At 59.5% G+C, this 25,937-nt stretch carries 18 protein-coding genes; 5 read left to right on the forward strand and 13 right to left on the reverse strand.

The features are described 5' to 3' along the window. Positions 1 to 211 precede the first annotated feature (211 nt). From HY298_21730 to HY298_21740, 3 genes are all read left to right on the forward strand, one after another. On the forward strand, positions 212 to 637 hold the full coding sequence (locus tag HY298_21730) for a hypothetical protein (GenBank protein ID MBI3852884.1): 426 nt from the start codon (positions 212 to 214) through the stop codon (positions 635 to 637). Positions 638 to 1,090: 453 nt separating this feature from the next. Further along, the gene (locus HY298_21735; GenBank protein MBI3852885.1) at positions 1,091 to 3,427 is read left to right on the forward strand and encodes a hypothetical protein; all 2,337 of its coding nucleotides are present in this window, start codon (positions 1,091 to 1,093) and stop codon (positions 3,425 to 3,427) included. Continuing rightward, a complete protein-coding gene (locus tag HY298_21740) occupies positions 3,424 to 5,466 on the forward strand; it encodes a dienelactone hydrolase family protein (protein MBI3852886.1) in 2,043 nt (680 codons plus the stop codon). The genes HY298_21735 and HY298_21740 overlap by 4 nt, the downstream gene beginning before the upstream one ends. A 163-nt stretch (positions 5,467 to 5,629) precedes the next feature. Here the strand turns inward: HY298_21740 and HY298_21745 are convergent, their stop codons facing one another. The 12 genes from HY298_21745 to HY298_21800 form a co-directional block, all read right to left on the reverse strand. After that, entirely contained in the window at positions 5,630 to 6,580 is a 951-nt protein-coding gene (locus tag HY298_21745; protein ID MBI3852887.1) for a dihydrodipicolinate synthase family protein, read from the reverse strand. A gap of 23 nt (positions 6,581 to 6,603) precedes the next feature. Then, a complete protein-coding gene (gene dgoD, locus HY298_21750) occupies positions 6,604 to 7,782 on the reverse strand; it encodes a galactonate dehydratase (protein MBI3852888.1) in 1,179 nt (392 codons plus the stop codon). Positions 7,783 to 7,788: 6 nt separating this feature from the next. Continuing rightward, positions 7,789 to 9,402 (reverse strand): sodium/solute symporter, encoded by a 1,614-nt coding sequence (locus HY298_21755; GenBank protein ID MBI3852889.1) that lies wholly within the window; start codon positions 9,400 to 9,402, stop codon positions 7,789 to 7,791. Positions 9,403 to 9,542: 140 nt separating this feature from the next. Continuing rightward, complete coding sequence (locus HY298_21760; GenBank protein MBI3852890.1) at positions 9,543 to 10,346, reverse strand: MBL fold metallo-hydrolase; 804 nt, start codon at positions 10,344 to 10,346, stop codon at positions 9,543 to 9,545. A 29-nt stretch (positions 10,347 to 10,375) separates the two neighbouring features. Further along, positions 10,376 to 11,161: an SDR family oxidoreductase gene (locus HY298_21765; GenBank protein ID MBI3852891.1), complete on the reverse strand. Its 786-nt coding sequence runs from the start codon at positions 11,159 to 11,161 to the stop codon at positions 10,376 to 10,378. Positions 11,162 to 11,336: 175 nt separating this feature from the next. Next, complete coding sequence (locus tag HY298_21770) at positions 11,337 to 12,044, reverse strand: hypothetical protein (GenBank protein MBI3852892.1); 708 nt, start codon at positions 12,042 to 12,044, stop codon at positions 11,337 to 11,339. A 316-nt stretch (positions 12,045 to 12,360) separates the two neighbouring features. Continuing rightward, the gene (locus HY298_21775; GenBank protein ID MBI3852893.1) at positions 12,361 to 13,455 is read right to left on the reverse strand and encodes a hypothetical protein; all 1,095 of its coding nucleotides are present in this window, start codon (positions 13,453 to 13,455) and stop codon (positions 12,361 to 12,363) included. 194 nt (positions 13,456 to 13,649) lie between these two features. Next, positions 13,650 to 15,197 carry a sugar ABC transporter ATP-binding protein gene (locus tag HY298_21780; GenBank protein MBI3852894.1) on the reverse strand — a complete coding sequence of 516 codons (1,548 nt, stop codon included), beginning with the start codon at positions 15,195 to 15,197 and terminating at the stop codon, positions 13,650 to 13,652. 781 nt (positions 15,198 to 15,978) lie between these two features. Continuing rightward, positions 15,979 to 16,965, reverse strand: a complete 987-nt coding sequence (locus HY298_21785) for a sugar ABC transporter substrate-binding protein (GenBank protein ID MBI3852895.1) — start codon at positions 16,963 to 16,965, stop codon at positions 15,979 to 15,981. 66 nt (positions 16,966 to 17,031) lie between these two features. Further along, positions 17,032 to 17,916 carry a GIY-YIG nuclease family protein gene (locus HY298_21790; GenBank protein MBI3852896.1) on the reverse strand — a complete coding sequence of 295 codons (885 nt, stop codon included), beginning with the start codon at positions 17,914 to 17,916 and terminating at the stop codon, positions 17,032 to 17,034. A 35-nt stretch (positions 17,917 to 17,951) separates the two neighbouring features. Beyond that, positions 17,952 to 18,902, reverse strand: a complete 951-nt coding sequence (locus HY298_21795) for an ABC transporter permease (GenBank protein ID MBI3852897.1) — start codon at positions 18,900 to 18,902, stop codon at positions 17,952 to 17,954. A gap of 9 nt (positions 18,903 to 18,911) precedes the next feature. Next, positions 18,912 to 19,748 carry a glucose 1-dehydrogenase gene (locus HY298_21800; GenBank protein ID MBI3852898.1) on the reverse strand — a complete coding sequence of 279 codons (837 nt, stop codon included), beginning with the start codon at positions 19,746 to 19,748 and terminating at the stop codon, positions 18,912 to 18,914. 127 nt (positions 19,749 to 19,875) lie between these two features. Here HY298_21800 and HY298_21805 point away from each other — a divergent pair, with 127 nt between their 5' ends. Both HY298_21805 and HY298_21810 read left to right on the forward strand, forming a co-directional pair. Further along, positions 19,876 to 22,041, forward strand: a complete 2,166-nt coding sequence (locus HY298_21805; protein ID MBI3852899.1) for an alpha-galactosidase — start codon at positions 19,876 to 19,878, stop codon at positions 22,039 to 22,041. Positions 22,042 to 22,063: 22 nt separating this feature from the next. Beyond that, a complete protein-coding gene (locus HY298_21810; GenBank protein MBI3852900.1) occupies positions 22,064 to 24,043 on the forward strand; it encodes a hypothetical protein in 1,980 nt (659 codons plus the stop codon). 87 nt (positions 24,044 to 24,130) lie between these two features. On the opposite strand, the gene HY298_21815 is transcribed toward HY298_21810, so the two are convergent. Beyond that, the gene (locus HY298_21815; protein MBI3852901.1) at positions 24,131 to 25,714 is read right to left on the reverse strand and encodes a glycoside hydrolase; all 1,584 of its coding nucleotides are present in this window, start codon (positions 25,712 to 25,714) and stop codon (positions 24,131 to 24,133) included. Positions 25,715 to 25,937 lie beyond the last annotated feature (223 nt).

Raw genomic sequence — 25,937 nt, forward strand, 5'->3', positions numbered from 1 at the left:
TGTAGTGACTATCGACAAGACGCAGTATCAATGTGTTGTTGCCGTTCGGGTGGGGAAAACCTATGGTGATAGCTATCTCGCGATGACAACGAATGAAACGTTTATATGGTTGGATAGTAAGCGCTCGCCCAAAATCATTGATGCGAATTACAGACCATCATTCTTCCCGCCGAGATTTTAAGCTGGAAAGGTGTCAATCCAAGTGATGACGATGAACAAAATACTCTTTGTCGTAGCGATGGCGTGCAGTTTAGCGTTTCTTAGCGGGTGTAATTTGCTTGGTGAGCCCAGTGTGCGGCGCGCCTACTCGGTTACTCCGGTTTCCGCCGGGGTTCCACGCTTCCAAATAGAACAAACAACAGACCGCATTGTGGAAGCCGTGGCACAAGCCCACGGGCTGAGCCTCCTCAAAACGCGCGTTGATGAGAAGGGTCAGCTTCGTGACAAAAGCTATGTCCGGCTGGCCGAGTATAAACCGAATTTATGGATCACGATCCATTTTGGTGGGCTCCCAATCAGAGTTGACGTAGAGGAGGACCATATCTCCCACCCTACACGCGATTATCGGCAGTTAGTGCGTGATTTAAGGAGCCGGCTTGAGCAAGCCGGCTTACAAGCACCAGAGGCTGATTTCTAAAGGGGTTGTAAAGGGGTCTTGGTATTGACAACTATTTGTAAAGGGGTCGCTCCTTAAAGGGGTCCTGAATGGCGCTTAGTTAAGGCAGGGCGTAAAAAATCTTCATCTGGTTGCAGATAGTTCTGGACCCCGGATCCGGGTTGTTTCAAAATGGTTCATAAAGGGGTCGTAAAGGGGTCGCTCCATAAAGGGGTCGCTCCATACTATTGACACAAATCGGGCGTGGCGGTAAAGGGTTGCCATGCCGCGCCAACTGCGCATCGAATATCCTGGGGCGATCTATCATCCGCTTGCGCTGTGAGTTTCAGCGCGACAAGCGTCATGAATCGTTGCGACCGCCGCGAGCCCGCGTTCCACGTGTTTGCTTAATGCTCGAAACCTCCAAAAATGCGCTTGTGCGGGACCCCTTTGCCCTTATTTATCTAACAGAATTTTATTCCAATCAGGATACTCGTGAGATCACACCTAACCCTTTTGTCTTTCGTTCGCATAACATTGCTCGCCTCGGTTTTGTGCTCTGTCGTCCCGAAACTTTGCGCCGCCAGGGATTTTTCGGCCGCCATCACTCCGACGACGACGGGGGAGCAATTGGTTCGCACTTCACTCCCGCTTCCTCGCGGCTTGCTGGCGGAAGGGCGTACGCTCGTGGCCGATGACGGCCATCGCCGTCTGCCGGTGGCTGTTCGCGTCCTTTCGTGGTACCCCTCGAAGGAACGCGAAGTTCGTTCCGGCCGCCGCGTGCTGGTCACCTTCCCCTATTCGTTCAAGGCCAAGACACCGATCCGGTTCACGTTCAACTCCCAGAAGAACGTGGCCAAACCCACCGATGATTTTCCGATTCGGACTATGTTCGAAGACGGTTCCCTCACGTTCATCTGGACGGATGGCAATCGCGTAGAACTGCGACTGCTGGCTCCACAACGCACCTCGACTAACGCTCCACGCGTCGAAATTGTTGAGCACAACCAATACTTCCGCTGGCAGCGCCTTCATCTGGACGACCCGCAGTGGCCGCGCGTAATCGAATTGCGCATGGACGCACTCGGCGGCGTTGTCGTGGTTGCACATCTGCAACGCAACCTCGCCGACGATGGCCGCGCGCCAGATTTCGGCTGGGAACTGCACGCGCGCTCTGACCAAGCCACATTGCAAACAACGCAAGGCAGTCGGCAAATCACCGGCACGCTTCAGAAACACGCTTTTACCAACGACGACAATGTCGCGTTGCAACTCTTCGGAAATCGCCTCACCGTCTATCACCCGGTCGCGTCGCTCAAGCGTCGAGGTTTTGTTGAAGCGCGCTTCACCGAAGGCGAACAACTAGTCTATCACTATTTGCGTTGCACGGCGGAGGAACTTGTCCCGATGCAGCCGGAATCCTGGCACCGCGCCGAGATCGTCATCGCCCCGGCCAACCTCGCCCATTTGACGCCCACCTTGTTGTCGCCGCACCGCGTCGAGGTGGACGCGAAAAATTGGGACGCGCTTTACGGCAAGAGCGCCACTCTTGCTGAGAACAAGCTGCCGGAAGAGTTGCAGGCGCTTGTTCGTTTCCATAGCGACGCTATTGTCCGCAGCATGGCCGTCGGCGACGACTTGGGCAATGTGACGAGTTATTCGGACGCCGAGCCGCACGGCGGCATCTTTGGCATGAACCGGCTAAACCATTGCGCGCCGATCTTCGAGGAAGCCTGGCGCGGCGGCGACACACGGCTGCGCGACACTGCGCTGCTCTGGTGCGACAACTTTTACAACCAATCCGTCTGGTGGGGCGACAAAGAGCGCGGCGGTACACGCTACAACAACATCGTGGCCATGAACCGCACGCCACCGGACAAAAAATACATGTGGCGCTCGAACGGCTCGGTGAATTTCTGCACGAAGGGCTACGCGGCTTTCTGGCTCGCGTGGGAGGAAACCGGCGATCCGCGCATGAAGGAAGCGCTCGACGCACAACTCGCTTACGCCGCCGAGCATTTGCACGCTGACCGAGGCGAGTGCCGCAACATCGGCGACGTGCGCGACTTCGTCGATCTCTACCGTTACACCGGTGAACAACGTTATCTCGACGAGGCTCTGCGCTTGTTCCGTGAGCTTCGCAGCAAACTTTCACTCGGCGACTTGTTTGATCAAGGTGGCAAGCCGATTGATCCCGACCCGCCGTTCATCGAGGAGGATCAGGGCGGACTGAAAGTCGGCTACGCCAAACCTTACATCATCGGTTACGCACTTGCCGGCTTGCCGGAACTCGCCCGCCTCGCACCCGATGAACCGAAACTCCGTGACACGGTTCGTGCGGTCGCCGATTTTCTGGCCGCCAGCCAGGACCCGCTTGGCGGCTGGCGTTATCCACATCCGCGCTCCAGCGGCTTGATCCTCGGTCAGGCATTGGAGCACGCGTGGCAGATCACGCAGGCGGCGAAGTTACTCGGACCAGAACGGCGTTACCTCGACGCCATCGAGCGCGTTCTGCGCCAGCGGATTCATGGATGGCGACGCACTGGACAAATCTTCGCCGGCCTGAGCGGTTGGGAGATTACTACGGGCAAAGTGAAATCGCCCAAAGAACTTTACGATCTCTACAAGAAGCCTTCCGACCGCGATGCGACGCGTGATTATACCGAAGGCGCACCGGGCTTTGGGTCTGCTCCACCGGAGGGCTTGGTTTATTTCAACGAAGTGCTGGCGTATTACCTGGAGCATCGTCCAGCGTCACGATTGCTGGCCGAGCCAAAAGCCGACGAGCCGCTCGGCCAGGTGCTGAGCCGCGTCCCGCTCAAACAGCCATGAATTTCTTCAATCGCATCCCCATCGTTCCACCATTTCCCATCACGATTTTTGTTATCGTCTTGTCGTTGCTCGCCGCCATTTCCGCTGAACCAAAGATGATCGTGACCGCGACCAATCCTGATCCGCAACACCTGCCGACGCTTGGCGTTTGGGAGGATGCGCAGTTCAGCCCGGGACGGAAACTCACGATGGTTTCGGCGGCGTTTCCCAATGTGCCCGATTTCATTTGCGACTCCTGGTGCTACGAAAGCGCGCTGGAGTTCATCGGTGCGCGCGGATTGCCGGACGGCGCGCTGGAACTGCGTCATCACGTCAATGAACAGTCCAACGTCCTGTTCATCACGACCATCACACCGGAGCCGGGCGCGATTGAGTTTCTTGTTCGCGCCACGAATGTCCCGCCTGCCGCCGCGTCACTTCCGGCAAACCTGCTCACGCCGAATCTTTGCTGGCAACTGCGGCGCGCACCCGGCTTCCGCAGCGCGCCTGACCCTTATCCGGAGTTTGTCAAACGTTGTTTCATTTTCACCGAAAAGGGACGGACGTTTCTCGACCACACCGCCCGGCGCAAGATTCCAGTTCGCGCTGCCAGCGATCCTTACAACAATCCGCCGTGGGTGCAGATGTATGTAGGCACGTGGCAGAACGTGCCCGAAGCCACCACGAATTCCTGGGCTGATTACAGTCCCGACCGCTACATGACACGTGTCATCGGCGCGGTTTCGCGCGACGGCCAATATCTTGCTGCCATTGCCAACGACTCCGCTACGGTGATGGCGCAAGCTTGGCACGATTGCATGCACAACAACGCGCAATGGACACCCGCCAATGCTCCGCCCGCGCAACAGGTCTGGCGATTGAAAATCTATGCGATGGCGAGCGATCCCGATGAGCTGTTGCGCAGAGCTGAAAAGGATTTCGATCATGCGCAGGCAAGAAACATGTTGACAGGCGGAACGGCGTTTCAGACGCCGGGAATCCGGGACCGGCTTCCGGTATTTTACGAGCGGCTGGCGGAGCGGATGACGTTTCCGATGTCGTGGCTGTCGGGCAACTTTACCAACTTCGATGCGTGGCGATCTGCGGGCCGGGCAAAAGTGATGGAGCATCTGCTCGCGGCGGCGCCGCCTGCGCCGTTTGACGCGCGCAACATTGCCGAGCAAGACCGGGGCGGTTACGTGGCGCGCAAGATTATTTTCAATCTTACGGCCGACAGCCGTGTGCTGGCGCTCATGACCGTCCCAAAAGGCGCAGGGCCGTTTCCCGCTGTTTTGCTCCTCCACGATCACGGAGCCAAGTTCGATATAGGCAAGGAGAAGGTCATCCGCCCGTGGGACGAAAAACCGGAGAAGATCGAATCCGCACAGAAGTGGGTTGAAAAATATTATGGCGGACGCTTCCTCGGCGATGAACTGGCGCAGCGCGGTTACGTCTGCTTCGCCACAGACATGTTGAACTGGTCCGACCGCGGCGGCGCGGGTTTCGACGGGCAACAAGCGCTGGCGGCGAACCTGTTGCAGTTCGGCACTTCGTTCGCGGGTTTGATCGCACACGAAGACCTCCATGCCGCAGAGTTTCTTGCCAGCCGTGCCGAAGTTGACCCCAAGCGCATCGCGGCGATGGGATTGTCGGTCGGCGGATATCGGACCTGGCAATTGGCGGCGTTGTCGGAACGCATCGTGGCGGGCGTGTCAGTTTGCTGGATGGCGACGAGCAAAGGTTTGCTCGTGCCGGGCAACAATCAGACCTCCGGCCAGTCCGCGTTCACGATGATTCATCCCGGACTGGCCAACTACTTCGACTATCCGGACGTTGCGAGTCTGGCGTGTCCAAAACCGATGATGTTTTTGTGCGGACGCCGCGATGCGCTGTTTCCGGTGAAGGCCATTGAAGAGGCGTTCACGAAAATGCGGCGGGTGTGGAATTCGCAGCAGGCCGGCGAAAAACTGGAGACCCGTCTTTTCGACGCGCCGCACGAGTTCAATGCGACGATGCAGGAGGAGGCATTTGAATGGCTGAATAAGTGGCTTTTGAAATAGCAGCCGGGGTTATACTGTCTGCCCGAATCAGTTTCCGAATTGCCCCTCACCCCTTCCCTCTCCCCATCCGATGGGGAGAGGGTGGTCGAAGACCGGGTGAGGGGTCTGTGTGTTTCTTTTTAGAAATTTATTTTGGCAACCGCTCTAGTCGCCGTAAATCAAATCAAACCGAGCGCCGACCAACGTCCGCGGCTACGGTTCTGAATGAGGCCCCTGATCGTGAACAGAGTTCTCGCAGCGCCGCGAAGAGCCGTAGCGCTTCGTTCTCCGTGGCGGCATCGAGCTTGAATCCAACCGGCCCGCGCACGCGACGATTTTTCAGAACGCCCTGGTGATGCAGAAGAAGTTTCTCCACGGCGAGGAAGCCGTCCAATCCATGCTGGAGCGCGACGAGCGGGGCGATGAGGCCTTGAAGCGCGGTCGCGCGGACGAGATCGCCCGCTTGCAAGGCGTCCCACTCGGCGCGAATGGCCCATACGATTTCCGTGCCGGGCATCGTCCCCGCAATGCCCCGGCGATGCGCATCCAGCAGCGCAATGCCGCCGCTGCCTTCAAAGATGGCCGCCTGGCCACCGGTGGCCTCGCGCAGCAAGGAGAGGTTCTGCCCCAGCGGCTGCGCCTCCGGCTTGAACATGACCCGCACGGGATGACGGCGAAACAAGTCCGCCTGCGCGGCGATCGGCAGCGGCGCGCCCACGTAACCGCTCGCATCCTGCACCACGAGCGGCCGCGTGGTCGCGGCCAGAATGCTTTCGTAATAGCCGATGACTTCGGCGGCCGACGCGCGGGTGTTGGTCGGCGGAATGGCCATGAGCGCCGATACGCCTGCCTGCTCCGCCGCGCGCACATGACGCACCGCCTGCCAGGTGCTCTCTGCGCCTACGCTCATCACCACGGGGCCGCGGCCGTTCACGCTCGCGACCAGGCGCGCGGCGAGTTCGTCGCGCTCGGCATCGGTGAGCCGCAACACTTCGGTCACCATCGCGGCGACCACGCCCTGCGCGCCGTTGGCAAAGGCCCAGTCCACCTCGCGGTCGAGCGTGTTCCAGTCAATGGCATCGTTGTCGCCGTAGGGCAGTTGCAGGACGGGAAGGACGCCGGAGATTGTTGTCATAAATAATCGGTCTCGAGGTCAGATCACCAGTCGCCGACGGATCCATCGCGATGGAGCACCCGCTGCAGGGCCTCCTGTTGGAACGGGTGATTCTTGACCTCCGATTCGTTGATTTCGATGCCGAGACCGGGGCGGGGGCTGGGGCGCACGAGGCGGCCTTTCGTTTCCACCGTGAAGCGTTCGCTCACCAAATCCTGACGCCACGGCACATCGCTGTGGACGCTTTCGCAGATGATGTAGCTCGGCGTGGCGAAGCCGAACTCCAGCGACGCGGCGGTGCTCACCGGGCCTTGCGGGTTATGCGGCGCGAGCGCCACGCGATACGCCTCGGCCATCGCCGCGATGCGCCGCGCTTCGGAGAGTCCGCCGCAATGCGTGATGTCGGGTTGCAACACCGAGCAAGCCCGTTTCTCCAACAGCTCGCGAAACGCATGTTGCGTCACGAGCCGCTCGCCGGTGGCAATCGGCGTGCGCACCGCGTGCTGGATGAGCACGATGTCGTCCACCGATTCCGGCCAGCAGGGTTCCTCGAACCAGTAAAGGTTGAATGGCTCCAGCGCCTTTGCGAACAGCATTCCCATGCGCGGCGAGGGACGCGCGTGGCAGTCCACCATGATGTCAATGTCCGGCCCCACCGCCTCGCGCATCGCCGCCACGCAACGTTCCGCATAGCGCACGGGCGCATTGCCCTCCAGTGGCATCGTCGAGGGCACGGCCATGGATTTGAACGCGGTGAACCCTTCCGCGACGGCCTGCTGCGCCAGTTCGCCGAAGCGCTTCGCATCGCTCACGTCCGTTTCGTAGAAGTCCTCCATCTTGCCGCCGCCGAGATGGCAGTAAAGCCGGATGTGGTCGCGCACGGGGCCGCCCCAGAGACGATGGACGGGCACGCCGTGGACTTTGCCGAGGATGTCCCAGAGCGCGATGTCAATGCCACTAATCGCCGTGCCGCGGACGATGCCGTTCCCGTGCCAGAAGTGCTGGCGATACATCATCTGCCAGAGATGCTCGATGCGGCGCGGGTCTTCGCCGATGAGCAGTTGCGAGATGTCTTCCACGGCGCCCACAACCGCGCGCGTGTGCCACTCGAGCGTGGCTTCGCCCCAGCCCCAAAGCCCGGGTTGATCGGTTAGCACTTTCACGAACACCCAGTTGCGCATCCGCGCGTGGCAGACGTGTGTTTCGATGGCGGTAATTTTCATGATGAATTAAAGTCCTTTCGCTGGTCCGAAAAACTGGAAGTAAAAGAGATAGAGGTAAAGCACGACGACCAGCCCCGCGAAAATGCTCCAACACAGGAACAGGCTGCGCCAGCCGCGATTGCGCTGGCGTTCCGACTCCGGCAGCGCCGCCATTTTCGGCGACCAGATGATGCCCGCGATTTTTTCCGGTGATGGCGCGCGCGTGAACAGCGACACGATGACCATCGCCGCCATGCAGGTGAGCCACACGACGAATGTGCGATTCAGCCAGTTGTCGAACGGCATCAAGAACGGCACGTGCTTGAAGAGCACATATTCCACGAGGGCCGTGAACGGAAAACCGAACCACAACACAAACGTCGCCGCCGCCGCGGTGGTGCGGCCCCACATCACGCCGACCAGAAACAGCGCGGCGATCGGCGCGGCAACCCACGCGCCGACATTTTGAATGACCATGAAGACGCCCAGTTGGCTCTTCGTGAACCAAATTGCCAGCAGCGTGGCAATTGCCAGAATCAGAAACGCGCTCCATCTGCCGACCGTGACCATGTGATGGTCGCTTTTGTTTTTTCCGAAGAACGGCCGATACAAATCCATCGTGAACACTGTGCTGCACGAGTTCAGCACGGAGCTGATGTGCGAGAGCATCCCGCTGGCCAGCGCGGCCATGACGATGCCGCTCAAGCCCACCGGCAACAGTTCGCGGACGAGTTTCGGAAACGCGAGGTCTTTGTCCACCAAGCCGGGGTAAAGCCGGAAGGCGATGATGCCGGGAATCACCACGAGCAGCGGCAGAAGAATTTTCATGAAGCCGGCGAAGACGACGCCCATGCGCGCATCCCATTCGCTGCGCGCGCCAAGGCAGCGTTGCACGATGAATTGATTCGTGCAGTTGTACCAGATGCCGATCGAGAGAAAGAGCGTCCACACGCCGAACCAGGGGTAATCGGGATCGGTGATCGGATAGGCGATCTTGAATTTCGCCGGCGCGGCGTGCATGAGTGCGATCAACCCGCCGACTTTCGCCAGACCGACGATGGCCACCAGCAAACCACCCATCATCATCACAAGGAACTGAACAAAGTCTGTCCACGCCACCGAGCGCAGCCCGCCGTAGATGGTGTAACTCCCAGCCAGCAACGCGAGCGTCACGATGGTGACGGTTTCATTGATGTCAAACATGCCGCGCATCGCCTTGGCGCCGGCGAGCATCACGACCGCCATTTGCGCGACGATCCACAGCACGAGGCAGCACACAGCGAAAAAGTAGCGGCAATGTGAGTTGTAGCGGCGCTCCAGAAATTCCGGCATCGTGTAAAGCCCGCCCCGGATGTAGAAGGGCAGAAAAATCCAGATCAGCACGGAAAAGGTAATGACGTTCCCCCATTCCCACTGCGCCACCACGAAACCCACGGCATACGCCACGCCCACCATGCCGATGAAATGTTCCGTGCTGATGTTTGCCGCGATGATCGAACCGCCGATCGCGTACCACGGCAGTCCCTCCCCCGCGAGGAAGTAATCCCGAGCATTCGCGGTCTTCCGGCGTGCCACCCAGAGGCCCAGCGCGACCGTGAGCAACAGGTAGATGCCAAAGAAAACAAAATTCAGTCTCTGCATAACAGCAGTAATGACCACGTCAGGTCAATCGTTTCGGACGGATGCTAATGGGCCATCGCCCACTTGCAATGAACAAGGCGCGCCAACCGCAGGAAACAAAAATAATCCGTGCCGGGCAGTCTGCCGAGGTTGAACACGCTTCAAATCCGCGCGAATCTGAATGGAACGCCCTGCTCGAGGAGCCGATACGCATCGCCCATGCCTTGCAACTTGAGATTGGTGTGCAGCATTTGGGGCGGTTGGCAGTTATCGAGGAAGAGATCGTGGTGGCAGGGTATGACCACCTTGACTTGCAACAGTTTGGCCAGCAGCGCGGCCTCGGCGGGACTGAGATTGCGAAACGCACCGTTGATCACGGCGGCGAGCAGGTCCGGCTTGTGAGGCGCGACGGCATCCGCAAGCAAATCGTGATAGGCCGTGTCTCCGGTGAAATAGAGCGTCGGCCCGCCCTTGACGAAAACCAGATAACCCACGTGGGTCAGATCATCGCCACCGAAAGGAATGGCAAACGTCGCGCGCACCGTGAGGTCGCCAACGGTAACGCTCTTGTTGGGCCAGATCAGCGTCGTTTCCTCTTCTGGAACTCCGATGGCATGAAGACGCTCCAGCGCTTCGGCGGGCGCGACGAACTTGCCGCGTCCGCCTGCCTTGCGATAGGGCCCGATGGTTTCCGGATCGAGATGATCCTGGTGACTGTGCGTCATCAGGTAGAGATCAACGCCGACCAGGTCTTTGGCCGCCAGCGGCGGGGGCACCTGGCGATCCATGCGAAAGCCGTGCTGTTCGCCGATCGCTTTGCAGGAATTGGAGAGGTACGGATCAAGCGCGGCAATTTTACCTCCCGGCGTCTTAATGATGAAACCCGCCTGGCCCAACCACCAAATCGTCACCGATCGGCGCGGCACCCGGTGGGCTTTGATCTGCTTCATGGTTAATCGTTTCATGGGAATGTTTCGTAGCTCAGGGTTACTGGTCAAAAGTCCCGGAAGAATCCGCCCGCGGTCCAGCCGCCATCAACGCAAAGGATTTGGCCCGTGACGTAGCTGCTCTCCGGCGCGGCAAAGAAGAGCACTGTGTTAGCGATTTCCTCGGTGGTGCCTGGCCGGCCCAATGGTACGTGACTCAGCATTCGCTGCGCCCGATCTTTCATCAGCGCATCGTCGCCGTAAAACAACGACTTCGTTGCCTCGGTGAGGGTCGAGCCGGGGGCGACGCAATTGACGAGAATGCCGCTGGGCGCAAGCTCAATGGCCATCGCGCGTGTGAACTGAACCACGCCGGCCTTGGCCACCGCAAACGCGCATTGCAACCGCGCGGGCACGACACCGATGACCGAAGCAATGTTGACGATGCGACCACTCTTCCTCGGAATCATCGCCCGGCTGGCGGCGCGGCTGACGAGGAACAGTCCAGTCAGGTCCACGTCGAGGATGCGCTGCCATTCGTCTAGCGGGAATTGGTCAATGTTCACGCGGTGCTTCGCGGTATTGATGCCCGCATTGTTCACGAGGATGTCGAGGCGGCCGTGCTGCTTGAGCACTTGCGCGACGCCCGCGTCCACCTGCGCCTCGTTGCGCACGTCCATCGCCAGGGCGGTGCCGGACGGTGATCGCGCAGCGGAAATCTTCGCCGTTTCGAAATCAATGTCCGCATACACCACCCGCGCGCCATTTTGCGTCAGCAGGTCGGCGATCGCCTGGCCGATGCCACGGGCGGCACCCGTGACGAGCGCCACCTGGCCGTTAAGATCAACTCTCATGGTGTGCTCAGACTGACATTGATGCGTTTCACGACTCAACCTGTTTTCCAGAAAATTTGCGCGGTTTCAAGTCGAGAGCGAAACACGGTTCCCGCTCCGCAACCGCCATGCTCGTTGACCCCGGACGTGGGCGAATCAAACCCGGGCGAGAGTCAGCCGGGGTTGCTGCAAATTCTCATTTGCTGTGGCGTAGTTTCTCCAATTCCGCTTTTAACGGCAACCAGTAACGCCGGTCCGCTTCGCGTTCGGCGGATTCCTCGGCCGCCAACGCCCGTTCCAATTCCTTCAGCTTGCCGGGCGTGGCCTGGGCGAGCAGCGGTCGCTGCGTGACCAACTGTCGGCAAATCTGGGGACGGCCTCGTGCCACTTCCACGAGCAGTTGCGGGGTGCGGAGTTCCAAAAGCCAGAAGCGGATTTGCGCCGGATTGGGTTTGGTGTGGTTCTGAAAGTAGTGCGCCTCGACCAGCCGCCGGATCAAGGGCCAGTCTTTGTCGCGCTGGGTTTTCTTGGCCCGCACGAGATCCGGCAAGGAAAGCAAATCGCAGCGCGTGCCGTCGGGGAGTTCGATGGTTGTACGTCGTTGCCAAAGTTTGGGAAACCCCTCCACCTCGCGCATCTTGGACATGACATCCACGCGCATCCGCAAGGCTTCCGGATGCCGGCAACGGAAGTGAATGGCGTGGCCGCGGCGCAGATATTTCAACTTGAACGGTGGGACAGCGATGACTCCCGCCTCCAAATCTTCCAGCGCCCGACGCAGCCGGGCGAGATTCGCGGCGTTGGCGACGATGGCCAGATCCGTATCGCGACTAAACTCGGCCGCGCCGTAGAACACGCACGCCTGTCCGCCCATTAGCAGGGCGCGGACGCGGTGCGTGCGCATCGAAGAAAGGACTTTGCGTATCGGGTTCGGGATCAAGGGAGCCTCCGAGCGCGAGATAGGTTTGCCAGAGTTTCTCGCTTTCCAGCCAGCGTTGGACGGGCGTAAGCCGATACCACTCGGCCCACTCGCCTCCAACCAACTGTTCCGGTTGAATCATGCAAAACGGATAACAGGTTTAAGCCCGGATGTAAACCTCCGCACCCTTTTCACGAACTCGCGGGAGTTTTCATCCATTCGCGCTGCGGAAAAACAAAACGACAGGGTGAGTTGTCTTGTCCGGGCTAATCCCTATCGTCAAATTAGAACACTGCCTAATTCACGCCTCCCCTTCCGCCCACGGAGTCGGCGTGAGCAAGGTTTTGGCGATCTGTTCGATTTCCGGCTTCCCTCCGCGAAAGGCCCAGACCTGCGCCGCATCGTCGCGGCGCGTGCAACCAGTGCCGTGGCCGATGGCGGGGCTGTGGTATTCCAGTTCACTGAACGCGCCGAGTTGACTGTTGATGTTGCACGCCTGCACCGCGAAGCCGAAGTCGTCCGTCTCCGTCCACGGCACGTCCACGTATTCGCCCGAAGGATTTACGACGAAGTTGCGGATGATCAACGCCCACTGGTTGCCGGTTGGGTGGAGATAGCCGATGCGGTTGCAAACCGAGACAGCGCGGATGCTGATCTTGTGCTCGCCTTTCTGCCGCATGCGATAGCGAATCAAATGATCCGTCGTAATCAAATCCTGCGGCGGGATGGTGCCCACGGTGCTAAAGAGGTGGCGCGGTTCGGCGCGGCTGAAAGTCGGGATCAACAGGTCGCCGCCATGCGGCATCTGGATGAGATTCCAAAGCCCGACTTGGTCGCGAGTTTGCCGACTCGCACCGACGAGTTCCAGCGACGTGGATTGGGTGTAGCCGGCATACGCGATGCCTCGGAGCATCAACCCGCGCTCATGGCGCAACGGATTTGCGGCCGGACCGAAGCTTTTCGTGATCTTGAGACGCAAGTCTCTCTTCGACCGCGAGAGGTTTACGGTAAATCGGCTCACGAGCTGGAAACCGTCCTTCGTCTCCACCACCTCGTAGCGACCTGGATCGAGCGAGCGTTGCTGAAAGTATGGGTCGAGCTTCGGAAAGTTTGGGAAGAACAGATCAGCTTCCGGCGCGAGCCACGTGCGGTCGCCGCCCGAGTTGTGCCACTGGTCGCCGGCATAACACTGCTTGGCTGTCTTCACGGACTCCAGCGCCGTGTGTGTCCAGTAGAAGTTTTCATCGCTCTTCGGCGGGAACAATCCGAGCATGCGGCCACCGTAGGGCAGGACAAGCACGCGCGTTCCGTCCGGAGTTGAGTAAACCTTCGTCGGCTTGCCGACTTTCTTCAGAACATTGATCAGCGATTTCATCGAGTCTGGCAGGCGTCGCATATTTCACAAACTTCCAGCGCCGGAGCTGCGCCCGCCCTGTAGCGCAGGTTTCTCAACCTGCTGTATCGCCGATTTCCAAATCGGCAGGGGGTTCGAAACGCAGACCGCGCGGCGGGTTTTGAAACCCGCGACACAGCAGACTTGGAAGTCTGCGCTACGAAAAGCGGATGAAATATCCGGGCTTGCATCGCGGTTCACGATGTCGAAGGGCTCGTCAAATTCAGGGCGGCGGTGGAGCTTTGGCGACCCTGGGCAAGTCCCGTCGCGGCCAGCATGAGGCGATGTTCGCTGGCTTCGGCTTTGGCGAATAGGTCGGCAAGTTTCCCCCGGGTCAAAACGATAAATTGATCGCAGAGCGCCAGGAGTTCAGGCAGTTCCGACGAGATCACCACCAGCGCGATGCCTTGGCGGACCAAGTCCATCATCAGTTTGTAAATCTCGTTCTTCGCGCCCACGTCCACGCCCTTGGTTGGCTCGTCGAGCAGGAGCACTTTCGGATTCGGCAGCAGCACCTTGGCGAGCACGACCTTCTGCTGGTTGCCGCCACTCAGGGTCGCAACAGAGGTGGCGACGGACGGAGCGCGAATGGCCAGCCGATCCTTGTAATCGTTGGCCAACTGGGTCTCGCGTTTCCGGTCCAGCACCTGAAACCGGGAAACCGCTGCCAAACTGTGAAGCGTCACATTCTCCCGGATGGCGAAGTTGAACAGCAGGCCGTCTTGTTTGCGCTCTTCGGTCAGCAAGCCAATGCCGTGGTCCTTCGCGTCACGCGGGTTGCGGATCTTGACCTCACGGCCCTCGATGAAAATCCGCCCGCTGCACGGAAGGCGGCCATACAAGGCATTCACAATTTCGCTCCGGCCGGAACCGACCAGGCCGCCGATGCCGAGAATTTCCCCGCGCCGCACCGCGAAGCTGACGGCTTCGACGACGTTCTTGTTGGCGATGTGAGGATGAGGAACGGTGAAGTTCTCGACGCGCAGCACTTCGTCAAGGCCGACAGCGGAGTCGCGGGCGGGATAGAAGTTCTCGATCTTCCGTCCGATCATCGCCGACACGATATCGTTTTCGTTGAGCTGACTTCGGTCAAAGTGCGCCACGATTGCGCCGTCCCGCATCACCGTCGCCCGGTCGGCCAGTTCAAAGACCTCGCTCAGCTTGTGGGTGCTGAACAGCGAGGTGACGCCCTGTTGTTGCAGGAGCCGCAGGATGCGGAACAGGTTTTCCGTTTCGTCCTGCGTCAGGCACGCGGTGGACTCGTCGAGAATCAGCACGGACGGATGGGTGGACATGGCCCGGGCGATCATCACCAACTGGCGCTGACTGGCGTTGAGCGACGACACCAGCCGGTGGGGATCGAGATTGATGTTGATCTGTTTCAGGAATTGCGCCGCGCGCGCAAAGAGATTCCGGAAACTGACGAGGACGCCCCGGTCAACCCAGTGTCCGACGAAAATATTCTCCGCCACTGTGAGACCTTCGATGACGGTGATCTCCTGCGGGACATAACCGATCCCCTTGCGCTGGGCGTCATGTGGCGAGTGGAGTTGGATGGGCATGCCCGCCAGGATGATCTCGCCCTGAAACGTGCCTGCGGGATAGACGCCATCGAGAATCTTCATCAGCGTGGATTTGCCGGCCCCATTCTCTCCCAGCAACGCATGGATGTGCCCGCGCCGGACTTGAAGCGTCACGTCGTCGAGCGCCCGCACCCCCGGGAACTCCTTGGTGATGCCGCGCATCTCCAGGACAACGGGCGGGTTTGGATCAGGGCTGACGCTCACGGGGTTTTTGAAAATTCGATGTCCTGCGCAGTTCTCTCATTAGCACCGGGCTTTAGCCCGGTGACCAAGCCGCAGAAAATCAATCCAGCCGCTTTAGCGGCTTTGTGAACTTTCGAGAAAGCTGTTGAAACGGCTGGAGACATCCACCGGCAACCCGACACCGGACTGAAGCCCGGTGCTAACCCGGATATCTCACAGGTTGTTCGTAGCGCAGACTTCCAAGTCTGCTGTATCGCGGGTTTCCAAACCCGCCGCGCGTCCGGCGTTTCAAATCCCGTGCCGATTTGGAAATCGGCGATACAGCAGGTTGGGAAACCTGCGCTACAGGGCGGACGTAGCTCCTGAGTTGGATATTTGTGAAATAGGCAGGCTAAGGAGAATCGCAAAATGGAGCGACATGCGGAGCAGTCCGTAGGATGGACGCCAGAACCAAGAGCCGGCCGGGAGATTCTCCCTCTCTCCCGCCGAGGGGGAGAGAGCTGGGGTGAGGGGGAAACTGCGGCCCGTCGGTGTGTTTTCACGCAACCCCTCCCTATGAACCGGAACGTCGAGCACCGCCTCGGCGCGGGGAAAGCGGCGCTAAAGTCGCCCGCACTCCAAACGCTTCGCGCCAACCCAGCCGCTTCGTACCGCGCGTCAGCGTCTGGAGTGCGGGCGGCTTTAGCGCCGCTCTCGCTCTGCCGCGAGGCCGACCCACGGTTCAGGGGTTCAAAGCGCGAATTTCTTTTTTGGGGAATTCTCACCGTTGGATGGCCGCCTCCACCTTGTTGATCAGGGTGTAGTACGGCGCGAGCTTGTCTTTGGTGATGAACGGGGCGGGCAGCTTTGTCCACCAAGGAATCTTTTCGCCGCGCATGACTTTGTCGAGCAGTTCCGCCGCGCCGAAAGACTCTTCCCACAACGGCTGGCCGATCACCCCATACACGGCGCCGTCTTTCACCAAGTCCAAGTTGACCCGGGTGTAATCCATGCCCACGGCAATGATCTTGCGCCCCGCTTCCCTTTGGGCGCCCGCCCAAGTCGTCGGGCCGCCACCAGTCGTGGAGAGCGCCGCGACCACCTCGGGATGGGATTGCAGGATGGACGCGGCCTTGGAGATGGCCTTGGGCGCGTCGAAACCCTCCTCCTCGGGCGCGAGCACTTTCACGTCGGGGTACAATTCCTTCATCGCGGCGGTGAAGCTTTCGGACACCATGTTCTCGGTCGTGTTAAAGGAGCCTTGGGTAATCGCGACGCTGCCTTTGCCGCCGATGGCTTTGCCGATCTCCCGCGCCGCTTCCTTTGCATACGCCGCCGGATCGCAACTGATGATGCCGGTCGCGCCCGGCACCGAACCTTCCGTCACCGGAAAATGCGGGAGGATGACCGGCACACCCGCCTTGCCGGCTCTTTCGATGAAGGGATTCCACGCCGGATTGCCCGTCCAGATCGCCAGGCCCGCCACGTCGCCCTTGGCGAGCGCCTGTTCGGCCAGCGCAATCGTCCCGGCCAAATCCCACGCGTCCGTGCCGATGATCTCATACTGGTAGCCATACTTGAGGCAGCCTTCCTTGAACGCGATCTGCGTCATCTGATGCACCGGGTGACCCTTCATCGGCTGCACCCAATAGAACTTCTTTCCGTTCTTCTTCAGGGCGGAGGATTCGGCTGAGGGTTTGTCGCAGCCATTCAGCAGCGCGACCAATCCCAGCGCCCAAAACCACTTCATGTTTCGCATCATCTTCATATTGGTAGTGTCCTAATCTGAACTCACTTGTTCGCGCCACACATCTGAAACCGCAATTCAAATAATTCAGTTTGCATTGTAGCCGCCATGACTTTCTCGGCTGCAAAGCGCGTTCTTCCAATGCGTCTCGCGCTTTAGAACATCGTCCTCGCTCGCGCTGGTATCCGCTGTTTCCAAAATGGAAAACTGGAAGTTGAGGCTGTAATCAACCCCTTCTTTTTGCAGGAGGCTCTTTAGATTTTTGTTGTTCCCGTGTCCATCCTCCGAATACGCCTTCCACCTTCCCCAAATGCCTCCTGTGCCATATGCGCTGCCAACGTAATGCCGCCCTGTTTTTGTGTCGGTAATCAAATAAACCCCAGCCACACTCGACAATGCCGACTTCCAAGATTCGATTTCTTGCGCCACGATGATGTCTAATTTCCACTTTGGCAGGAGGACATTTGAAAAACCTGGAAATTCTTCGACCGCCACAGGACGCGGCTTTAGCTCGCTCACCTGCAATCGCTCCGCCCAATTCTCTGCCTTGAGGTAGGACTGACGCCCCGGACGTGAGAATTCAATGATTAAACGGCCCGTCAGCGCGGCAAATTCTGGCAGCTCCTTGGTATCGTAGCGGAAGGCTTGTTTTACGACCTTGCTCTCGGTGGTTGGGCGATATTCTGTGCTTTTCTCCCAGGGCCGATCCTGTTGCGCTTCCACGGCGCTGCATCCATGCGTGGAGAAAACTCCGGCGAAAAGCCATCTGGACGGGCCGTCCATTTTGATTAGCGAAACGATATACGGACGCTCAAAATTCTTGTTGCTCTGCCAATTTTGCCACTCAGGAAATTCGCCGCGCACAAAAACATCCAACGGATCGTCTCTGCCGTTCCAGCTTGCGAGATGGATTTTGCATTCCTCCGGTTTCAGTGAAGGCAGTTCAAGTTTCAGGATGTCGAAAAGTTTCATCTTCCAAATCGTTCAACTTCTTGCTCTGGTTGCGCTCACGATATTTTGGTGCGCCGCCGCAGGAGATCAACGCCCACCGCGAGGATCATGATCACGCCCACCGCCACGGTCTGCCAATGAGTATTGACGCCCGTGACCACCAAGCCGCTGCGGACGACCTGCATGATCATCAAACCCAGAAACGTCCCGGTGACCGTCCCGATTCCGCCGAAGAGGCTGACGCCCCCAATCACCACAGCGGCGATGACGTCCAGTTCCCAGCCCACGCCGATCTCTGGCTGGCCGACATTGAGTTGAGCCATCAGGAGCATGCCCCCAACTCCGGCCAGCGCACCGGTCAGCATGTAACAGTTCAGCTTCACCCAATCGGTGTTGATCCCGGCGATGCGCGCCACTTCCTTGTTGCCTCCGGTCGCGTAAACCATCCGGCCGAATACCGTCTTGCGCAGACAGAAATCACCGATCAGCACCGCCCCGATAAAAATGACGAAGGCCCAGGACAAACCCAGCGGTTCAGCCCGGCCAAACGCTTTCAACGAATCAGGAATGGGGTAGATCGGATAGCCTTTACACAGAAGATAATTGAAACCCCGCGCGATGTAGAGCATCCCCAGCGTGGCAATGAAGGCGGGGATGCCAAATCGTACCGCAACAATTCCGTTGATCAACCCGGCCATGCAACCGAGCAGAATCCCCGCCGCCAAACCGGCCTCGACCGGCCAGCCCGCATGTTTCATGAGCCAGGACGACGCGACCGCACACAAACCCGCGACCGAACCGACCGACAGATCAATCTCGCCCGCGATCATCAGCCAAGTCTGGCCCACCGCGATGACGCCGACAAATGCCATCGCCCGCAGCATCGACGCAACGCTGTTGTAGCTGAGAAAGGAGTGGCTCACGCCATAGAACAGCAGCGTGCAAATCACGAGCGGAACCAGCACGCCCAGCTCGGGAACCGCCCATAATTTGCGCAGGGTTTTCAATCGCGTAACTCAAACTCCCGGCACGTAACCAGCCCCGAACCGGGCGGTGGATGGATTGCGGAAATCCGAAATGAGCGACATCAACGCGGTCGTGCCCCCGTCCGCAATGATCGTCTGGCCGATGATGTAGCCCGCGGCTTCGGAGCAGAGAAACACCGCCAGTTTTGCGATCTCGACTTTTTCGCCGGAGCGGCCCACCGGGACTTTTTCGTAGGCGACCTTGCGCGTGTCCGCGTCGTTGAAGCCAGGAATCGCCTGGGAATAATTTTCCACCGTCACCCAGCCGGGCGCGATGGCGTTGACGCGAATGCCTTTGTGCGCCAGTTCGACTGCCAGTGAGCGGGTGTAGGCGATGATCGCCCCCTTGGTGCCGGCATAAACCGAATGTTCGGGTGCGCCGGATATGCCGTGGATGGAGGTGATGTTGCAAATCGCTCCGCCGCCATGTTTCAACATGTCTTCCGCCACGACTTGGGTGAGGAAAAACTGCGCGCGTATGTTTACGTGGTAAACCGTGTCGAACTGCTCCGGGGTCACCGTGAGAAAGGGCCGGTTGAAAGTGATGCCGGCGTTGTTCACAAGACAATCCACGCCGCCGAGAAAGTTGAGGGCCTGTTGGCCGAGGGATTGGACTTGTGCCACATCGTTGAAGTCGGCCTGGAACGCCTCAGCGCGCCGGCCCAGGGCTTGAATTACTTGGACCGCCGAACGCGCACCGGCGGCGTTGTGCGAGTAATGGAGTGCCACGTCCGCGCCCTCGCGGGCGAACTCCAGCGCGATTTCCCGGCCGATACCCGTGCCGGAGCCGGTTACCAACGCTCGTTTGGGGTTCGTTGTTTGATTCATACTCTTCTTGGAGTTGTCCTTCGAATAACATCTTTCGAAGCGTGCAACACACCGAAAAATCCGGTTAAAATAACAGACGGCACGTTGCGAAAGAGTTAACATCAACTGCAATCGATACAACCAAATTATGAACTCCACCAAACCCAGGATCGTGATTGCCGGCTGGACCTTTACAGATCTCAACATGAAGTTTTTCCGCGATCAAGAGACCAACGGTTCCGTGCGCGGTCTGAAACGGCTTGGAACACTCCAGGCGGCCTTGGTTTTTCTGTCCGCACTCGCCGCCGTCTCGGCACACGCCGCGGTCACGGTGGCCCCGGCGGAAATGGCGCTGAAGACCGACTGGGTGCAAAAAAATCTTCTCACGCCCGCGAAAGCTCCGCCATTTTCATTCACCTTCGACGGCAGATCCTCGGCTGCGCTGTTGCGCTCGTGGAAGCGTGTTGATGCCCGGCGAACCCTGGATGCCAATCGCACCGAGCGTGTCATCACTTGGACGGATGCCGCCAGCGGCCTCGTCGTGAAATGCGTGGCGGTGGAATACAGCGATTATCCCGTGGTGGAATGGACCGTCTTCCTGAAAAATTCGGGCACGAGCAACACCCCGATCCTGCAAGACATCAAAGGACTGAACACCAGCTTCCATCGCGCAAACGGCCCGGAGTTTGTTCTGAACGGCAACAAAGGCGATTTTACCACTGAGGATAGTTATGAGCCGTACCGGGTCACCTTGCGGCCCAACACCGTCAAGACTTGCGCGCCGTTTTATTATTCGGGCAAGTCGTCCGATGGTCCCGAAGGCTGGCCCTATTACAATCTGCAGATTCCCGGCGGCGGCGTCATTCTGGCGATCGGCTGGCCGGGGCAATGGGAAAGCTCCTTCACCCGCGATGCCACCGACGGTCTCAATCTCCAAGCCGGTCAGCAACTCACGCATCTCTTTTTGCAACCGGGCGAAACCATCCGCACGCCGCTGATCGCGCTGCTGTTCTGGCAAGGGACCAACACGGTGCGGGCGCAAAATCTCTGGCGGCGTTGGTATATCGCCCACAACATTCCCCGGATCAACGGCCAGCCGCCCGCGCCCATTTCCCAAATCCAGGTGAGCGGCGACGACACTTCCCAGGTGGAGGGTTTTTTTAAGGAAGGCGTCAAGCCCGACGTTTGCTGGCGTGACGCCGGCGCCGGCGGGCCGCACACCTGGTATCCGTGCAGCACCGGCCTTTTCTCGGGCGACAATAATATCTGGCTCAACACCGGCGATTGGGAAGTTGATCCGGCCAAATATCCGGCCGGGTTCAAGCCCTACAGCGATTGGATTCACGCGCGGGGGTTGAAGTTCCTGTTGTGGTTCGAGCCGGAACGGATTGGCAACACGAATTCGTGGCTAAGCAAAAATCATCCCGAGTGGATTTTGCCGCGAACGCGTTGGACGGTAGGTTACATCCTGAATGAAGGACATCCGGGCGCCTTTCACTGGCTGACGAATCATTTCGATGCCTTGATCAAGGCAAACGGCATTGACTGGTATCGAGAGGACATGAATGGCGACGGGCCGTTGACCGCGTGGCGCACCAACGACACTGCCAATCGTCAAGGCATTACGGAAAACTTCTACGTGCAAAACCACCTTGCGTATTGGGATGCCTTGAAGGCCATGAATCCCGGATTAAGGATTGATTCGTGCGCTTCAGGCGGCAGGCGCAATGATCTCGAAACCATGCGGCGGGCGGTGCCGTTGACCCGCAGTGATTTCGAGTTCGTTTACATGCCGAATGTCGTGGATGGAAACCAGTGTCAGACCTATGGCGCTTCGTCGTGGCTGCCGTTTCAAGGCACGGGCGCTTATCTTTATGACCCGTATTCCTTCCGCAGCTTTTACATGGCCTCATTCGGCATGGGAGGACTTTCTCCTGAAACAACTGCCGCGCAGAAGCAGGCCTATAACGAGTGTAAGAAACTTGGCCCGGCCATCATCCATGGCGACTACTATCCGCTGACACCGTACAGCCGCTCGAACAATGTGTGGATGGCCTGGCAGTTTGACCGGCCGGATCTTGGCGAAGGTCACGCCCAGATCTTTCGCCGGACCAATAGCCCGATTGCCACCATGTCCTTCCCATTGCAGGGATTGGAGCCGGAGCAGACCTACGAAGTGGAGGATTTCGACAAGGCAGAAAAATCGTCGGTTTCGGGAAAAGACCTGATGAAGACCGGCCTCACCGTCACGTTGGGGCCTCGCGGATCGGCGATCTTCCAGTACAAACTCATCAAGCCGGCGGCCAAAAAATGAAATAAACCAACTGACCACCAATATGCCCATACATCACGTTCCAGGTTCCTCGTTGCGAGGAGCGGCGATGCTCGCCGCGTTCGCGTTCTTCACCGCCACGCTCGGAGTGTTTCCCGCCGACGCCGGCCAAAACCTTTACGTCTCCAAGCTCGGCGACAACTCGGATGGCTCGTCGTGGCCGAAGGCGTTTCGCACCGTCCAGGCCGCGCTCAACGCGGTGCCGGATGCCAAGGGCGGGCATCGCATCATCGTCCGGCCGGACACTTACATGGAGGCGAATCTGTTCCCCGCCCACAAAGGGGTCGCCGGCGCTTACAACCTGCTCATCGGCGATACCGATGGCCGTCTTGGCTCCGGCACCAGCGGTTGGGTGATCCTCGATTCTGGCGACGCGGAGAAAGGGTTCAAGAGTTATGATTGGTGGGGTACGATTCGCGCCTATAAGCGAGGTTGGTCGAAGGAACACAAAGCCGAGACGTTCTCCTCGATCGGTTGGGATCGCTGGAAATTCAAGAACCTCTACGCCACGGGCGGCGACGCCGGGCTATTTTTCGATCTCGTGGACACGGCGGAGCCGTTCACCGTGATCGTCGAGGATTGCATCAGCATCGGCCGCGCTTTCGGCGGCGGTGTTGGCAACATCCTCTCGCGCCCCGACGAACCGTGCGTGTTCCGTCGCTGCAAGCTCTGGTGTCTGGACTGGTGGGGCGATGCCGCCGGCGCCTACGTGCGCGCCGAGCATCCGGAAATGCCCACGCATCCGGACGTGGTGTTCGAAGACTCGACGCTCGTCGGACCGGACAACGCGTTGCAGGCCGGCAATCCCGGTTACAGCGGCTTTACGCGCGTGAAGGTGAAGAACTGCCAACTCGTTTCGCTCAACTTCTCGCAACCGCAGGGCAAGCCCGGCTCCGGCGTCATCCACAGCACGATTGAAGGCCGCTTCCTGCACGTGGACATCGAGGATTCCACGTTGATGGGCTGCAAGATTTTTGGCGCCGGCAAAGGTGACGTCAGTTTCACGACGGCGGGCGACGTGAAGGCCTACGTGCAATTCAACCAAGACGTGCCCAAGGGCATGCACCGCCTCGGCCACTGGCCGGCGGACGTGTTTCAAACCATTCTGCCAAACGCACCGCCCGCCAATCGCCACGCGCTGAAGAGCGAGCGCCCGGAATCGCGCGAGGTTTGCGAAGTCGCACCCATCGTTTGGAAAAACCGGCTGACGTTGATGAAATGCCTGCGGCCGGCCAGCGGCGGCACCAAGGCGGACTACACCATCTCGCTCGAAGACGTGGAGACCGGGCGCGAACTCGCACGCTTCGCCGAGGGTTACAGCCTTGCCTCCGCGTTCGTTCACAAAGGTACGCTCTACATTTTCGCGTCGCGCTTTGAGTCGGCCGACTGGAACGACGTGACGATGTTCAAATCCAAGAACCTCAAGAACTGGGAGCAGAAAGTCGTCGTATCGCAGGAAGGCGAACACCTGTTCAACAGTTCCGTGTGCGCCACGCCCAAGGGTTTCGTGATGGCTTACGAATCCAATGACCAGAAGTTCACGCCGTTCACTGTGAAGTTCGCCACGTCCACTGACCTGGAGAACTGGACCAAACTGCCGGACACCGTGTTTGGCGCGGACCGCTACGTCGCCTGCCCGTGCCTTCGTTATATGGACGGCACCTACTATGTGCTCTACACGGAACACCGCACGCCGCGCTGGTTCTTCGAAACCTACCTCGCGCGTTCGAAGAACTTGAAGACGTGGGAACTCAGTTCCGCCAACCCGGTGCTCACGCCCGGCCTCAACGACGGCATCAACGCTTCCGACCCGGACATCATCGAGTTCAAGGGGAAGACCTATCTCTACTACTCGGTCGGCGACCAACACACCTGGGCCAAGCTCCGGCGCTCGGTCGCCGACGTCCCGCTCGCGAAGTTCTTCGACGGCTACTTCCCTGGTGTTCGGGAGTCGAACGCCAGCCCTCCCGCAGCGAACCGATGAACCAAATCATGCAACCATGAATCGCGGAATGGCACACACGCCCCCAGATGTCGTCGGCGGAACAAGGGGCCGCCCGGTCCGCGATGCTCACTTCAAGGACAGCGAGCCGGCCGGCACATCCGGGGCGACTTCCGTGGGCTGGCCAACGCCCGCGAGGTCGTTGGCGATGAGCGTGACATTGCGTGCGGCGTCGCCAGCCAGTTTGAGGAAGGTGCCGTCCTTCGCACGCGGTTGGCAGCCGCGAATGATCGCGCCGCGCGGCTGAATCAGGCTCAACATGGGCGCGGCGCCCGGCCAGAAACCGGCGTCGAGTCCGTCAATCGCCAGGTCTTCGAGGTCGTCCATGACCATCGCGTGACGCAAGTCGGGCTTGGAGGTCCGCAACCGCACGTTGGAGAACCGCAGCCCGTTCACATGGCGGGCGTAGAACCCATAAGCGGGCAGTTCGCCGAACATCAGGCACTCCGGGTATTGCTTCGGAAGTTCCGGGACTTCCTTTGCCGTCAACTCGCGGTCGCCGCCGCCCTCGAAGGTGAACGCGAGATTGCTGAGCAGGACGTTCTCGATGGGATGTCCCGGCTGGCCGGTGATGGAGCAGCCGATCTTTCCGACATCGGTCGCGACGATGTTGTTGATGACCACGTTCCTGAACGAGCCGATGGGCTGGGGTTGCATGTCCTTCTTGAAAGGCCGCGCGCGGTCGCCGAGCCGTAGAAAAAGCGGCACGGTGACGCCGTGAATCGTGATGTTGGCGATGGCGATGCGCTCCAGTTGGCCGCCGTCCACCAACTCGAGCGAGATGCCGCTCAGCCCGCGCCCCTTGCCGCCAACCAGCCTCTCTCCACGGGGCGACGTGACGACGCAGTTGACAATGGTGATGTCCTTGAAACCGCCGTTGGACTCCGTGCCCAGCTTGATCGCGTTGGCATGGCTGCGGGCGACACAGTCGCTGATGGTGACGCTCTCCGTTGGCCGGTCGAGCGTGCTCTTGAGCGTGATCCCGTCATCATCGGACTCAAAGACACACTGCGAAACGAGGCAATCCTTGCAGCCGTCGAGGTCAATGCCGTCGTTGTTGGCGTTGCAGAAATTCCACACGCGGATGCCGCGCACCGTCACGCGCTCGCACGCGAGATAATGCTGCATCCACATCGCCGAGTTCTGCAACCGCAGGCCCTCGACGCGCACGTCGCGGCAATTCACCAGCCGGAGGAGATACGGCCGGTCTTCGTATTGCCGCCCAGGTTTCCTGGCAAAGAAGCGGCCCTGGCCGTCAATCAACCCGTCGCCGACCAGGCCGACGTTTTCGAGGTTCTCGCCGGCGATGAGATTTTGCTTCACGTAATTGTCAGTGTAGGAACGAATGGCCGGGATGTTGTGCGGGTAATCGCCGACATTCGTGCTGCCGAGCAGGGCCGCGCCCGCCTCGATCCGCAGCGTGACATGGCTGCGCAGGTAAATCGTGCCGGAGAGAAACCTGCCGCCTGCGAGCAACGCCGTCCCGCCGCCGGAAGCCGCGCACTTGTCAATGGCCGTCTGAATCCCCTTCGTATCCAACTGCGTGCCGTCGCCCGCCGCGCCGCAGTCGCGGGCATTGACCGTCAGGCCGTGCGCATTGAAGACGGTTGCGAGACAGCCGAGCGCGACCGCCAGAAGGTTCAAGGTTTTCATCGGGTCAGGTTTGCGTTTGCTTTTTGCAGGCGGCTTTTTGGGAACCTTCTCAAACCACTTTTCGGAGTTGGGTTGATGGTGGCAGTTCGATTTTCGGCCTGTCTGCGTGCTCCGCACAGGCAGGTGTGGCTGGTTTCATACTTGGTGCCTTCAGTTGGCGGTTTCCTGAAGGTTAATCTTCTGTCCACGTGCTCATTTGCGATTTCTCCGCAATCCACTGGAG

The sequence above is a fragment of the Verrucomicrobiota bacterium genome, assembly GCA_016200005.1.
Taxonomy (GTDB): Bacteria; Verrucomicrobiota; Verrucomicrobiia; order Limisphaerales; family PALSA-1396; genus PALSA-1396.